Here is a 14,870-nt window from a genome sequence, read left to right on the forward strand (position 1 = left end):
CCTCTGGTCGCGGTACCCGTCTTTGCTTCTCGCTGCGACGCAGCGATCAAGCAAGGCATGGCTGCCCCGTTGTCCATATGTGTCATTGAACCAGACCCGGACCGCGCCCGTCTGATCATTGACGGGCTACGTGATGCGGGTTGGCAGGATGTCACCGTGATCGGCCAGATATCGGCCCTGGCCCGGCGCTTGGTTGAGCTGGACCCGGATCTGGTTCTGATCGATCTGGCAAACCCGTCGCGGGACCGGCTGGAAAACCTCTCGGCCGCCTCCGGGGCCGCCACCCGGCCGGTGGCCATGTTCGTCGACCACACGGATCCCGAGCTGACCCGCGCCGCGATGCGGGCGGGACTGTCCGCCTATGTGGTGGATGGGTTGGCGCGGGATCGCATCCAGCCGGTTCTGGAAACCGCCATCGAGCGTTTTCAGGTCACCAGCCAGATGCGCGCTGAACTGGATGCGGCGAAACAGGCGCTGGCCGAACGCAAGACTATCGACCGGGCAAAGGGGCTGCTGATGCAGGCCAAGGGGATCGGTGAGGATGAGGCCTATGGGCTTCTGCGTAAGACGGCGATGGATCAGGGGCGCAAGGTGATCGAGGTGGCCGAAGCCCTCATCACCGCATCGGAGTTGCTGGGATGAGCCGGGCTGCGCTGAATCTGGGCTATGTACCCCTGGTCGATGCCGCGCCCCTGGTGATCGCGCGCGAGTTGGGCTTTGCGGCGGATGAGGGGCTTACCTTGAATCTACTGCGTCAACCCGGCTGGTCGGCCCTGCGTGATCTGCTGGTCATGGGGCAGCTGGACGCGGCGCATATGCTGTCGCCGCTGCCCATTGCCCTGTCGCTGGGCCTGGGCGGAGTGGCTGCGCCGGTGGATGCGCTGATGACCCTGTCGGCGAATGGCAATGTGATCGGGGTCTCGGCCGACTTGGCCGCACGGATGCGGGCGGTGGGCTGGGACGGCCGGTTCGACACCCCAGTCGAGACCGGTCGCGCCCTTCTGGCGGCCTGCCCGGCACCGCGCATCGGCGTACCCTTTCCCCATTCCATGCATGTGGAGCTGATCCACTACTGGCTCGGCGCGCTCGGCCACACGGCGCCGCAGATCGTTACCGTACCGCCGCCGCAGATGGCCGAAGCGGTGCGCGCGGGCGAGGTGGACGCTTTCTGTGTCGGCGAACCCTGGGGCTCGGTCGCGGTGGACAGCGGGGCGGGGGAGCTGATCCTGCCCGGCGCGGCGATCTGGGCCTTTGCGCCGGAAAAGGTACTGGGCGCGCGGCGCGACTGGATTGACGCCCATCCAGCAGAAACCCGTGCCCTTATGCGCGCGATTTGGCGGGCTGGGGAGTGGCTGTCTGAGGCGGAGAACCGCGCGCTGGCCTCGGAGGTGCTTGCGCGGAGCGCCTACCTTGACCTGCCAGCGGCCCTGATCGACCGGGCGCTGCGGGGGGAGTTGCCGACCCGTCCGCGTGCCCTGGCCGCCCGGGTGCCGCATTTCCTGCGTTTCCACAACAATGCCGCGACCTTCCCCTGGCGCAGCCAGGCCGCCTGGATCGCCACGCGCATGGCTGCACGCCACGGGTTGGATGTCGCCCAGGCGGCAGATGTGGCGCGTGCCACCTTCCGCACCGATCTTTACCGCGACAACCTTGCTGATCTGGCGCCGAACCTGCCCTGTGGCTCGGAGAAGTTGGAAGGCGCGATGCCCCGCCCGACTGCCGCGCCCAGCCTGCGTGGCGAGGTGATTCTGGGCCCGGATGCGTTTTTTGACGGTCAGGTTTTCGACATGAGCCCGGCCCGGCCGCTCAAAAAACGGGCAAATCCGGTCTGAGCCCTTCCGCAATGCTGCGCTTGCATCGCCGCGATGCAGCGAGAGTGTTAGAACAAGAGCAAGGCCACGGAACAAAGGCGTTCCACCGGCCAGACAAGAGCAACGCCGCTCATCCTGCCCGCAGTCCTCCCGCGGGCAAGATGGGCGGTTTTTTGTTTCCGGGCTGCCGGAAAAGAAAGGATACAACATGCTGAAACCCCTCGCCCTTGGACTGACCACCACCGCGCTGATCAGCCTGCCCGCCATGGCGGAAATGCTGGATGTCGAAAAGGACGAACTGACCTTCGGCTTCATCAAGCTGACCGACATGGCGCCGCTCGCCGTGGCTTATGAGAACGGCTATTTCGAGGACGAAGGCCTGTTCGTCACCCTGGAGGCGCAGGCCAACTGGAAGGTGCTGTTGGATGGGGTGATCGACGGGCAGCTGGACGGTGCCCACATGCTGGCGGGTCAACCGCTGGCCGCGACCATCGGTTTCGGCACCGAGGCGCATATCATCACGCCCTTCTCGATGGACCTGAACGGCAACGGCATCACCGTGTCAAATGAGGTCTGGGAGCTGATGCGCCCGCACATCCCCTCGAGGGAGGATGGTCGCCCGGTGCATCCGATTTCGGCCTCGGCGCTGAAGCCGGTGGTCGAGCAATTCGCGGACGAAGGCAAACCCTTCAACATGGGCATGGTCTTCCCGGTGTCCACGCATAACTACGAGCTGCGCTACTGGCTGGCCGCCGGTGGGCTGGAGCCGGGGTTCTATTCGCCCGACAATATCACCGGGCAGATTGGCGCCGATGTGCTCTTGTCGGTCACGCCGCCGCCGCAGATGCCCGCCACGATGGAGGCCGGTACGATCTCGGGCTACTGCGTGGGCGAGCCGTGGAACCAGCAGGCGGTGTTCAAGGGGATCGGCGTGCCGGTGATCACCGATTACGAGTTGTGGAAAAACAACCCGGAAAAGGTCTTCGGCATCACCGATGCGTTCGCCGAGGAGAACCCGCAGACCACGCTCGCCATTGTCAAGGCGCTGATCCGCGCGGCCATGTGGCTGGACGAGAACGACAATGCCAACCGCGAGGCGGCGGTCGAAATCCTGGCGCGGTCCGAATACGTCGGTGCGGATGCCGAGGTGATCGCGAACTCGATGACCGGGACGTTCGAATACGAGCGTGGCGACAAGCGAGACGTGCCGGACTTCAACACCTTCTTTCGGCACAATGCGACCTATCCTTATAACTCGGACGCGGTCTGGTACCTGACCCAGATGCGCCGCTGGGGGCAGATCACGGAAGGAAAGCCGGATAGCTGGTACGACGAGGTCGCGCGCTCGGTCTACAAGCCCGAGATCTACTTGGAGGCTGCGCGACTGCTGGTCGAGGAAGGCCTGGCCGAGGAAGGTGACTTCCCCTGGGACAGCGACGGCTACAAGGCGCCGACCCCGGCCGAGGATGTGATCGACGGCATCGGCTACGACGGCCGCACCCCCAATGCCTATCTGGACAGCCTGCCGATCGGGCTGAAGGGCGACCAGGTGGTCGTCGGCAACGAGGTCCAGGGCTGACGGTCTGGCGGGACGGCGCTCGTTCTAACGAACGTCGCCCCGCCCACCATCCCGCAGGACCACCCCCGCAAGTGAGGACATGAGATGACCGCCATCGACCCGCAAGCCATCGCCGCCGAGGAGCGCGAAGCCCGCAAGGCCCGGCTGTTTACCCGTATCAACAAGCTGGATGGCTGGTTCCAGGTCCTGGGCCTGAGCTGGCTGACCCCGATCCTGAAGGCCCTGGCCGGGGACAACCCCAAGGCCCAGGCCAAGGAGATCTGGCGTCTGCTGGGCGTGCCGGTCCTGGCGATCGTCGGCTTCCTGGCTCTTTGGGCGAACCTGGCCCCCACCGTACAGACCAGCCTGGGCGCGATCCCCGGCCCCGCGCAGGTTTGGGAGCAAGTGGGCAGCCTGCACGACGACGCGGTGCGGGAACGTGAGAAGGAAGCGGCCTTCTATGTCCGTCAGAATGAACGCAACGCCAAGCTGATCGCGGAAGGCCGCGCAGACAAGGTCAAGGAACGGGTCTATACGGGCAAGCCGACCTATTACGACCAGATCTGGACCTCGATCAAGACCGTGTTCTTCGGCTTCCTGATCGGATCCATGGTGGCCATTCCCCTGGGCATCCTGGCGGGTCTGTCGCCCACGGCAAACGCCGCGATCAACCCGCTCATCCAGATCTTCAAGCCGGTGTCGCCGCTCGCGTGGTTGCCGATTGTCACCATGGTCGTGTCCGCCGTCTACGTCACCAATGACGGGCTGTTCTCAAAAAGCTTCCTGACCTCGGCCATCACGGTGACGCTCTGTTCCTTGTGGCCCACGCTGATCAACACCTCGCTGGGGGTGGCCTCGATCGACAAGGACCTGGTGAACGTGTCGAAAGTGCTGAAGATGGGCACCTGGACCAAGATCACCAAGCTGGTGCTGCCCTCGGCCCTGCCGCTGATCTTTACCGGGCTGCGCCTGAGCCTGGGGGTTGGCTGGATGGTGCTGATCGCGGCGGAGATGCTCGCGCAGAACCCTGGTCTGGGCAAGTTCGTCTGGGACGAGTTCCAGAACGGCAGCTCGCAGAGCCTCGCCAAGATCTTGGTCGCGGTCTTTACCATCGGCATCATCGGCTTCCTCTTGGACCGGCTGATGTACGCGATCCAGTCGCTCTTTACCTTCTCGAACAATCGGTGAGCGTCATGTTGGATTTCAAGAACGTTTCCAAGAGCTTCGGGGAAGGTACGGCCGAGACCCCGGTCCTGAAGGACATCAACCTGACTGTCGAGGAGGGTGAGTTCCTTGTCCTCCTGGGCTTCTCGGGCACCGGCAAGACGACCCTGATCAACCTGATGGCGGGGCTGGAGCAGCCCAGCAAGGGCACGGTCACCTACAAGGGCGCCAAGGTCACCGGCCCGGCGCCGGAACGCGGGGTGATCTTCCAGAACTACTCGCTGATGCCGTGGTTGACGGTCAGCGGCAATGTGGCCTTGGCGGTGGATGCGATCTTTCCGGGTCTGTCCAAGGCCGAGAAAGAGGAAAAGGTCGCGCATTACGTCAAGATGGTCGGCCTGTCCCACGCGGCCTCCCGTCGCCCCGCCGAGCTGTCGGGTGGCATGCGTCAGCGGGTCAACGTGGCCCGCGCCCTCGCCATGAGCCCGGAGCTTCTGCTGCTGGACGAACCGTTGTCCGCCCTGGACGCGCTGACCCGCGCCAATCTGGCCGATGAGATCGAAGCGATCTGGCAGGCCGACAAGAAGACCTGCGTGCTCATTACCAATGACGTGGACGAGGCGATCCTGCTCGCCGACCGCATCATCGCGCTGAACCCGGATGGCACCCTGGGGCAGGAGTTCAAGGTGACCATCCCCCGCCCGCGTGATCGTGGTGAGATGAACCACCACGAGGGGTTCAAACAGCTGCGCCTGGCGGTGACCAACTACCTGATGGATGTGGGCATGGCCGCCAAGCTCGATGTGACCAAGGAGCTGCCCAACATTACCGCCGTGCACAACATCCCCAAGGCGCAGGCGGATGCTCGCGCCACGGAAAGCCAACGCACGGACCGGTATCTGGAGTTCTCGCAACTGCACAAGATCTACCCGACGCCGAAGGGGCCACTGACGGTGGTCGAGGATTTCGACCTTAAGCTCGACAAGGGCGAGTTCATCTCGCTGATCGGCCACTCGGGCTGCGGCAAGTCGACGGTGCTGACCATGGCGGCGGGGCTGAATGAGATCTCCAAGGGCGTGATCAACCTCGATGGCCGTGCGGTGCAGGGGGCGGACCCGGAACGCGCCGTGGTGTTCCAGTCGCCCAACCTCTTTCCCTGGCTGACCGCCAAGGAGAACGTCGCGATCGGTGTCGACAAGGTCTATCCGCGCGCGAGCCAGGCCGAGCGTCAGGACGTGGTCGAATATTACCTGGAACGGGTCGGGCTGGGGGACGCCATGGACCGCCCGGCGAACTCCATGTCGAACGGTATGAAACAGCGGGTCGGCATCGCGCGCGCCTTTGCGCTGTCGCCGAAACTGCTGTTGCTGGATGAACCTTTCGGCATGCTCGACAGCCTCACGCGTTGGGAGCTGCAGGAGGTGCTGATGGAGGTCTGGGACCGCACCAAGGTGACCGCAATCTGCGTCACCCATGACGTGGACGAGGCGATCCTGCTTGCCGACCGCGTGGTGATGATGACCAACGGGCCGCAGGCGACCATCGGCAAGATCACCAAGGTTGACCTGCCGCGTCCGCGCACGCGCAAGGCACTGTTGGAGCATCCCGATTACTACACCTACCGGCAGGAGGTGCTCGATTTCCTCGAGGAATATGAGCACGGGAACGCGCCAAAGCGCCCCTCCGGGGCGACACCGAAGTCGAAACCCGCCCCCACCAAGCCGACCAAATCGTCCAAAGCCCTCGCAGCGGAGTGAAAGACATGACCCAGAAACTCGTTGTCATCGGCGCCGGCATGGCCTCCGGTCGGGCGCTGGAACACCTCTTCGACGCAGACCCGGACGCCTATGACGTCACCCTGTTCAACGCCGAGCCGCGCGGGAACTACAACCGCATCATGCTCTCGCCGGTGCTGTCGGGGGACAAGACCTATGAAGAGATCGTCACCCATGACGATGATTGGTACGCCCAGAACGGCGTGACCTGCCGCTTTGGCGAACATGTCACCGCCATTGACCGCGACCGCAAGATTGTGATCGGGCAGAAGGGTGAGGTTCCCTACGACAAGCTGCTGATTGCCACCGGCTCGGCCCCCTTCATCATCCCGGTGCCCGGCAAGGACCTGCCCGGCGTGATCTCCTATCGCGACCTGGAAGACACCAACACGATGATTGACGCCGCCAAGACGGGCGGCAAGGCGGTGGTCATCGGCGGGGGTCTGCTGGGGCTCGAAGCCGCCGCTGGTCTGGCCCTGCGCGGCATGGACGTGACCGTGGTGCATCTGATGGGCCACCTGATGGAACGGCAGTTGGACGAGGCGGCAGGCTACCTTCTGCGCCGCGCGCTGGAGGGCAAGGGTATTACCGTGCGCTGCCAGGCCTCCACGGCGGCCATTGTTGGCGAGGACCGCGTTGAGGGTGTGCTCTTGCAGGATGATGAGATGATCCCGGCCGACCTGGTGGTCATGGCCGTGGGCATCCGCCCCGAAACCCGGCTGGCCAATGATGCGGCCATCGAGGTGGAGCGCGGGATTACCGTGAATGACCAGATGGTGACCTCGGACCCGGACATCCTGGCGATGGGCGAATGCGTGGAACATCGCGGCCAGCTCTTCGGCCTCGTGGCTCCGCTCTATGACCAGGCCAAGATTGTTGCCAAGACCCTGCTGGGCGAAGAGGCGGCTTTCGTGCCGAAAGAGGTTGCGACCAAGCTGAAGGTTACCGGCTGCGACCTGTTCAGCGCGGGCGATTTCGCGGATGGGGAGGGCCGCGAGAACGTGGTCTTCCGCGACCCCGCGCGCGGTGTCTACAAGCGTCTGGTGATCGAAGGCGACCGGTTGGTCGGCGCGGTTTTCTACGGCGACACGTCAGACAGCAACTGGTTCTTCGGCCTGATCAAGGATGGCGAAGACATCTCGGACATGCGCGAGACCCTGATCTTCGGCCCGGCGTTCCAGGGGGGCGAACCCCTGGACCCTATGGCGGCCGTTGCAGCCTTGCCGGATGATGCGGAAATCTGCGGCTGCAACGGCGTGTCCAGGGGCGATATCGTAGCCGCGATCAACGCGGGCGCAGGTGATCTGGGCGCGATCCGCGCGACCACAAAGGCCTCGGCCTCCTGCGGGACATGTACCGGGCTGGTGGAGCAAGTGCTGGGCGCGACCCTGGGCGATGATTTCGTCATCCCCGCCGCGCAAAGCATCTGTGGTTGCACCGATCACAGCCACGAGGACGTGCGCCGCCTGATCAAGTCCAAGGAGCTGAAAAGCCAGGCCGCCGTCTGGCAGGAGCTGGGTTGGAAAACCCCCGACGGCTGCCATGTCTGCCGCCCGGCGGTGAACTACTACCTGCTGGCCGACTGGCCGCTCGAATACCAGGACGACCCGCAATCGCGCTTCATCAATGAACGCAAACACGCCAACATCCAGAAGGACGGCACCTATTCGGTCGTGCCCCGCATGTGGGGCGGCATGACCACGCCGGACGAGCTGCGCGCCATTGCGGATGCGGCCGAGAAATACAAGGTGCCCACCGTGCACGTGACCGGCGGCCAGCGCATCGACCTGTTGGGGGTGCGGGGCGAGGATCTGCCGGATATCTGGGCCGATCTGAACGCCGCCGGCATGGTCTCGGGCCACGCCTATGCAAAGGGGCTCAGGACGGTAAAGACATGTGTCGGCAAGGATCACTGCCGCTTCGGCACGCAGGATTCGACCGGGCTGGGCGTGAAGTTGGAAAAACACCTCTGGGGCTCCTGGACGCCGCACAAGGTCAAGCTGGCCGTCTCCGGCTGCCCGCGCAACTGCGCCGAGGCGACCTGCAAGGATATCGGCGTGGTCTGCGTGGACTCCGGCTATCAATTGGGCGTTGCCGGGGCTGCCGGGATGGATGTGAAGGAGACCGAGCGTCTGGCCGATCTGACCACGGAAGACGAGGTGATCGAATGGGCCACGGCCTTCATGCAGCTCTACCGTGAGAACGCCAAGTATCTGGACCGGCCCTACAAATGGGTCGCCAAGGTGGGGCTGGACTGGGTCAAGGAGCAGGTCGGTGACGCGGCCACGCGCAAGGCGCTCTGTGAGCGGTTCGAGCTGAGCCAGAGCATCTACCGGACCGACCCCTGGGCTGAACATGTGGCCGAGAAGGCGGAAAGCTACACCCCGATTGCAAACCTGATGCTGGAGGCCGCGGAATGACGGACTGGATCGATATTGGCGCGCTTGATGACATTGCCCCGCGTGGGGCGCGGGTGGTGAAGACGGTGCATGGCTGCGTCGCGGTGTTTCGCACCGGCACGGGTGAGGTCTTTGCGCTGGACAATGCCTGCCCGCACAAGCAGGGCCCGCTGGCCGAAGGCATCGTGCATGGCAAGACCGTGACCTGCCCGCTGCACAACTGGGTCTTCAGCCTTGAAACCGGCGAGGCGCTGGGGGCGGATGAGGGGCGCGTTGCAACCTACCCGGCACGCATTGAGGCTGGGCGCATCCTGCTGGAAACCAGCTTCCTCAAGGCGCGCGCGGCATGACCACCTGCACGACCTGTCCATACTGTGGCGTAGGGTGTGGGGTGTTGGTCGGGGCGGATGGCTCCATCAAGGGCGATCCGACCCACCCGGCCAATGCCGGGCGGCTCTGCTCCAAGGGCACGCAGTTGGGCGAGACGATCGGGCTGGAAGGCCGCCTGCTGACCCCGCGCGTGCATGGGCAGGACGTGGACTGGGACCACGCGCTGGGTCTGGTGGCGGGCAAGTTTTGCGCGGCGGTTGCCGAACACGGGCCAGACAGCGTGGCCTTCTATGTCTCTGGTCAGTTGCTGACCGAGGATTACTACGCCGCCAACAAACTCATGAAGGGCTATATCGGCAGTGCGAATATCGACACGAATTCAAGGCTTTGCATGGCGTCGTCGGTGGCGGGGCACAAACGTGCCTTCGGCTCGGACACGGTGCCGGGCTGTTACGAGGACATCGAAGAGGCCGACCTAGTGGTGCTGGTCGGGTCCAATCTGGCCTGGTGCCATCCGGTGCTCTACCAGCGGCTGGTCGCGGCCAAGGCGGCGCGGCCCGAAATGCGCGTGGTCAATATCGATCCGCGCCGCACGGCGACCTCGGACGTGGCGGACATGCACCTGTCGGTGGCGCCGGACGGCGACGTGGCCCTGTTCAACGCGGTGCTGTGTCGGATCGTGGATGACGGCCGGGTGGATACGGATTATGTCGCCACCCATGTGAACGGGATCGACGCCGCGGTGGAGGCTGCGCGTGCGGGGGGAGAGACCGGGCTGAGCGCTGAGGAATTGGAGACCTTCACCGCGCTCTGGGCCGGGACAGAGAAGGTCGTGACGATCTATTCCCAGGGGGTGAACCAATCCGAATGCGGCACCGACAAGGTCAATGCGATCCTGAACTGCCACCTGGCGACCGGACGGATCGGGCGTCCCGGCATGGGACCGTTGTCCGTCACCGGCCAGCCCAACGCAATGGGCGGGCGCGAGGTTGGTGGGCTGGCCAATATGCTGGCCAACCACCTGGATATCGAGAACCCCACCCACCGGGCGGCCATGCAGGCGTTCTGGAACAGTCCGACCATCTGCGAGACGCCGGGGTTGAAAGCGGTGGACCTCTATCGCGCCTGTGCTGACGGCAAAATCAAGGCGCTCTGGATCATGTCCACGAACCCGGCGGTGTCGATGCCCGATGCCGACAGGGTGGCCGAGGTGATCCGCGCGGTGCCCTTTGTGGTGGTCTCGGACATACTTGAGCGTACGGACACGGGCGACCTGGCCGACGTGTTGCTGCCCGCCGCTGGCTGGGGAGAAAAATCGGGCACGGTGACGAATTCGGAACGGGTGATTTCACGCCAACGTGCCTTCCTACCCGTGCCCGGTGCCGCGCGGCCCGATTGGAAGATCGTGGCGGATGTGGCGCAGCGCATGGGGTTCGAAGGGTTTGACTGGGCGGACGAGGCGGAGGTGTTCGACGAATACGCGCGCTCGACATCGGTCTCTCGCGACTTCGCGCGGGAGCTGGACCTGACCGGCCTCAGGGGCTTGGCCCGTGGGGAGTATGACGCGCTGGCACCTGTGCAATGGCCCGTGCCGCAAGACGCCACAGCGGGTGGTCGGTTCTTTGCGGACGGTGGTTTTTACCACCCGGATGGCAAGGCCCGGATGCTGCCGGTATCCGCGCCGAAGCCGTTCGGCCTGCCCGCAGATTTTCCCTTTACCCTGAACACCGGCCGGGTGCGCGATCACTGGCACACGATGACCCGCACCGGCCGTTCCGCCCGCCTGTCGCGCCACATGGCCGAACCCTATATCGAGCTGCACCCGGAGGACGCCTTGGCCCTGGGTCTGCGGGACGCGGACCTGGCGCGGGTCTCATCGGACACCGGGTCAGCGATCTTGCGGGTTCTGATCTCCGCCCGGGCGCAGAGGGGCTCGGTCTTCGTGCCGATGCATTGGACCAAACAAACGGCAGCCTATGGGAGGGTTGGGCCTCTGGTCGCGGCGGTGACGGATCCGGTCTCGGGCCAACCCGCCTCGAAAGGGGCACAGGTCGCCATCGCGAAACACGATCCCGCCTGGCAGGGCTTCCTGGCCTGCACGCGTCCGATAACTTTGGGCGGGGTGAACGGGGCCATTGCCGCTGCGTCGAATGGATGGTCGGCGGAGGTGTTCGGGCAGGCGCCCGAAGACTGGCCCGCTTTGGTGCGGGCCTTGGCGAACGAGCCGGAGGCCGAGGTGAGTCTGCTTGAAGACCCGGTGCGTGGCACGGTGCGGATCGCCTTGGAACGGGACGGGGCGCTTGCCGCACTGTTCCTGGCCGGGTCGGGGCCGGTGGAGGCCGCGCGTAGTCACCTGCTCGCGCAGATCGGGCAACCCGCGCAGCCGCTCGCGGTTCTGGCGGGGCGCATGGCGGCTGACAGGCCCGATCCGGGTCCGGTGGTCTGTGCCTGTATGGGTGTTGGCGCCAATGATCTGCGAACGGCGATTGCCGCCGGGTGTCACAGCGTCGACGCCTTGGGTGCCGCGACCCAGGCCGGGACCAGCTGCGGCAGTTGCAAGCCCGAGCTGGCCGTGCTGATTGCCACCCACGCCCCGGTGGCGGCGGAATGAAAAAGCCGCGCCGGGACGCCCTGGCGCGGCTTTCGCAAACGAAGGGCAGGCCCCTCAGAGGTAGTAGAGATCGCGGAAGACGTGGTGCACGATCTCGTCGCGCTCAATCCCGATCTTGGCAAGCTCTGCATCGCTCTTGGCGTTCAGGCGCTCGACCAATTGCACGCGGCTGTTCTGCTCCATCACGGTGATGAAGAACCGACCGACAGCGCGCAGCGGAGCCATCAGGATGTCGGAAAGGTGGAATGCGCCCGTGTTCGGATGCGAAAGAATATGTGCCATTGGAGACCTCGGGTTCGGATTGGATCAAGGGCTCCTCCCATGGCGGGCAATCTGGTGGTTATTCGGCCTCGGCACAATGGATGTTAGCGCAAAACTGTATTGCCGCGTGTGCATGGCTGAATGCCGAATACCCGGAATCTGGGGCGCCCCCCCCTGTGTCATTCGGGTGCGACAGAGGCTCCTAGACGGTCAAGCAGTGATGCCATCAGCGCGCGGCAGGCAGGTCCGGCCCAGTCGGCAGGGTAGAGCCCGTCAGGCAGAGCCGCATGGCGCAGTACCAGGCGGCGCCAGCCATGAACGGCCAGAAGGCGCAGGACCGTGGCTTCCAGTGGGCTGGCCGGGGTGGGTACCGCCAGCGCCAGTTGCAGCGCCTGTTGAAATGCCTCGTAGTCCTGGGAGAGGTCGGTCGACATGACCTGCGCGCGCACCCAGTCGGGCACGGTCAGATCCGGCCCGGACAGAACCAAGGCCCCTGGTACCTCGGGTGGCTCTCCATGGCCAAGGAAGCAGCCGGGCGCCAGCGGCACATGACCGGGCAGGATGCGCGTACGATCGCAGAGCACCACCAAGTGCCACCTGCCGGGTGCCACCGGGGCGAAATCATAGATACGCGCAGCGGCCTGTTCGGCTTGCGCCCGGCCGTGATCGGTCAAGTGATGCATCGCCCCACGCCCAACGCGGCGGCTGTCGATCCAGCCATCCTTGCGCAGCCGGTGCAGCGCGGTGCGCAGGGCCTGGGGTTTTATCCCGGCGGCTTCGGTCAGGGCAGACAGCTGGGCGCCGGACAGTTCCTGCCCCGGCGCCCGCGCCATGTCCCCGAAGATGGTGACAACAAAGGACCAGACGCGCAGCTCCCCCCCACGCAGGGCCTGAACGGCCGGAGAGAGCGCTGCGACATCCATCAATAGGCCACCATGGTCAGAAGCTCGTATTCCGCCACAAGGTCACCGTCCTGGTTGGCCAGGGTCACGTGCCAGCGCACCTCTCCATACTCGTCCGTACGGCGCGTCTTGGCCTTCACGGTCAGGCGCACCTGGATGCTTTCCCCGGCCGCCACCGGCGTCATGAAACGCAGGTTGTCGAGCCCCGTGTTGGCCAGAACCGGGCCTTCATTTGGCTCAACGAACAGCCCCGCGGCGAAGGACAGAAGCAGGTAGCCGTGAGCCACCCGGCCCGGGAAAAACGGGTTCCGCTTGGCGGCGTCTTCGTCCATGTGGGCGTAGAATGTGTCGCCGGTGAAATTGGCGAACAGCTCGATATCGTCCATCGTGACCGTGCGGGGCGCGGTGTGGATCGTCTCGCCAATCGCCAGGTCGTTGAAGCGGCGGGTGAAGGGATGCGCAGGGGCCTCGACCTCGGAGGAACCCGGCACCCAGCGCCCGCCGATCGAGGACAGGATGTCCGGGCTGCCCTGGATCGCGGTGCGCTGCATGTAATGCATGACGCCGCGAATGCCGCCCATCTCCTCGCCGCCGCCAGCGCGACCCGGACCGCCATGCACCATATGGGGCAGGGGGGAGCCGTGGCCGGTCGATTCTTTCATCGAGGTGGCGTTGTTGAAGTAAAGCCGTCCATGGAAGGCGCCCGCGCCCATCGCGACCTCGCGCGCCACGTCGCCCGAGGCGGTGATCACGGAAGCCACCAGCGAGCCTTCGCCCTTGTTGGCGAGTTCAATCGCGTGGTCGATGTCGCGGTAGCCCATGATGGTGCTGACCGGGCCGAAGGCCTCGGTCTCATGCACCACGGTGGCGGTGTCGGGGCTTTCGCAGTGAAACAGCATGGGCGCCACGAAGGCGTCCGGGTTCACGTCGCCCATCGCGTTTTGCTGCGGCAGCGCCTCGGGGTCGCCATAGACACGCTTGGACTCGGTGCCGATCATCGCGGCCTTCTCCAACACGTCGCGTTTCTGCGCAGCAGACACCAGAGCGCCCATGCGGATGCCCTCGGCGCGCGGATCGCCCATCGGGGTGGCGTCGAGCTTGGCCGAGAGCGCCTCGATCACGTTCTGCACCTGGCCTTCCGGCGCGATGATGCGGCGGATCGCGGTACATTTCTGCCCCGCCTTGGTGGTCATCTCGCGGTGGACTTCCTTGATGAACAGGTCGAACTCGGGCGTGCCCGGGGTCACGTCCGGACCCAGGATCGACGCGTTCAGGCTGTCCTGTTCGGCCACGAAACGCACCGAGTTCTTCAGGATATTCGGGTTCGACCGCAGCATCGAGGCGGTCTGGGCCGAGCCGGTAAAGCTGACCACGTCCTGCGCGGTCAGACGGTCCAGCAGGTCGCCGGTGCCACCGGAAATCAGCTGCAGCGCACCGTCGGGCAGGATGCCGCTGTCCAGCATGATGCGCACGCAGGCCTCGGTGACATAGCAGGATGCGGTCGCCGGTTTCACGATGGCGGGCACGCCGGCCAGCAGGGTTGGGGCGAGCTTTTCGAGCATGCCCCAGACCGGGAAGTTGAAGGCGTTGATGTGGACAGCGACGCCCTTCAGCGGCGTGGCAATATGCATGCCCTTGAAGGTGCCGCCACGCGACAGCTCTTCAATGTCGCCGTCGATATAGACTTGCCCGTCCGGCATCTCGCGCCGCCCCTTGGAGGCGAAGACGAAGACCGTGCCGACGCCGCCGTCGATGTCGATCAGGTGGTCCTTCTGCGTGGCCCCGGTGTCAAACGACAGGTCATAGAGCTCCTGCTTGTGCTGTCCTAGGTGCAGCGCCAGCGCCTTCAGCATCTTGGCGCGGTCATGGAAGCCCATGGCGCGCAGGTCCGGGCCGCCGACATTGCGCGCGTGGTCCAGCATCGCCTGCATGTCCAGGTTGTCATTGCCCGCTTCGGCGATCTGCGCGCCGGTAATGGCCGAGGCGATGGCACGCGCGGCGCTGTTGGGCTGAACCCATTCGCCAGCGGCAAAGCTGGCAACTTTCATGATCGTCATGG

General features: G+C 65.1%; 11 protein-coding genes. 8 read left to right on the forward strand and 3 right to left on the reverse strand.

Annotation, left to right across the window (positions count from 1 at the left end; genetic code table 11):
* The first annotated feature begins 57 nt into the window (after positions 1–57).
* The 8 genes from ACO07D_RS10455 (at position 58) to ACO07D_RS10490 (ending at position 11,648) form a co-directional block, all read left to right on the forward strand.
* Entirely contained in the window at positions 58–642 is a 585-nt protein-coding gene (locus tag ACO07D_RS10455; protein ID WP_421702880.1) for an ANTAR domain-containing response regulator, read from the forward strand.
* The gene (locus ACO07D_RS10460) at positions 639–1,832 is read left to right on the forward strand and encodes a CmpA/NrtA family ABC transporter substrate-binding protein (RefSeq protein ID WP_421702881.1); all 1,194 of its coding nucleotides are present in this window, start codon (positions 639–641) and stop codon (positions 1,830–1,832) included. The genes ACO07D_RS10455 and ACO07D_RS10460 overlap by 4 nt, the downstream gene beginning before the upstream one ends.
* A gap of 190 nt (positions 1,833–2,022) precedes the next feature.
* Positions 2,023–3,390 carry a CmpA/NrtA family ABC transporter substrate-binding protein gene (locus tag ACO07D_RS10465; protein ID WP_421705019.1) on the forward strand — a complete coding sequence of 456 codons (1,368 nt, stop codon included), beginning with the start codon at positions 2,023–2,025 and terminating at the stop codon, positions 3,388–3,390.
* A gap of 84 nt (positions 3,391–3,474) precedes the next feature.
* Positions 3,475–4,557 (forward strand): ABC transporter permease, encoded by a 1,083-nt coding sequence (locus tag ACO07D_RS10470; protein ID WP_421702882.1) that lies wholly within the window; start codon positions 3,475–3,477, stop codon positions 4,555–4,557.
* 5 nt (positions 4,558–4,562) lie between these two features.
* Complete coding sequence (locus tag ACO07D_RS10475; RefSeq protein WP_421702883.1) at positions 4,563–6,290, forward strand: ABC transporter ATP-binding protein; 1,728 nt, start codon at positions 4,563–4,565, stop codon at positions 6,288–6,290.
* A gap of 5 nt (positions 6,291–6,295) precedes the next feature.
* The gene (nirB, locus tag ACO07D_RS10480; protein WP_421702884.1) at positions 6,296–8,728 is read left to right on the forward strand and encodes a nitrite reductase large subunit NirB; all 2,433 of its coding nucleotides are present in this window, start codon (positions 6,296–6,298) and stop codon (positions 8,726–8,728) included.
* Positions 8,725–9,057: a nitrite reductase small subunit NirD gene (nirD, locus tag ACO07D_RS10485; protein ID WP_421702885.1), complete on the forward strand. Its 333-nt coding sequence runs from the start codon at positions 8,725–8,727 to the stop codon at positions 9,055–9,057. Before nirB ends, nirD begins: the two co-directional genes overlap by 4 nt.
* Positions 9,054–11,648, forward strand: a complete 2,595-nt coding sequence (locus tag ACO07D_RS10490; RefSeq protein ID WP_421702886.1) for a molybdopterin-dependent oxidoreductase — start codon at positions 9,054–9,056, stop codon at positions 11,646–11,648. The genes nirD and ACO07D_RS10490 overlap by 4 nt, the downstream gene beginning before the upstream one ends.
* A gap of 54 nt (positions 11,649–11,702) precedes the next feature.
* On the opposite strand, the gene ACO07D_RS10495 is transcribed toward ACO07D_RS10490, so the two are convergent.
* The 3 genes from ACO07D_RS10495 to paaZ form a co-directional block, all read right to left on the reverse strand.
* Positions 11,703–11,930, reverse strand: a complete 228-nt coding sequence (locus ACO07D_RS10495) for a hypothetical protein (protein ID WP_421702887.1) — start codon at positions 11,928–11,930, stop codon at positions 11,703–11,705.
* A 158-nt stretch (positions 11,931–12,088) separates the two neighbouring features.
* Entirely contained in the window at positions 12,089–12,832 is a 744-nt protein-coding gene (locus ACO07D_RS10500) for a PaaX family transcriptional regulator C-terminal domain-containing protein (RefSeq protein ID WP_421702888.1), read from the reverse strand.
* Positions 12,832–14,868 carry a phenylacetic acid degradation bifunctional protein PaaZ gene (paaZ, locus tag ACO07D_RS10505; RefSeq protein WP_421702889.1) on the reverse strand — a complete coding sequence of 679 codons (2,037 nt, stop codon included), beginning with the start codon at positions 14,866–14,868 and terminating at the stop codon, positions 12,832–12,834. The genes ACO07D_RS10500 and paaZ overlap by 1 nt, the downstream gene beginning before the upstream one ends.
* Between the last annotated feature and the right edge of the window lie 2 nt (positions 14,869–14,870).

This window comes from Aliiroseovarius sp. (genome assembly GCF_965228805.1).
Lineage (GTDB): Bacteria > Pseudomonadota > Alphaproteobacteria > Rhodobacterales > Rhodobacteraceae > JASBTN01.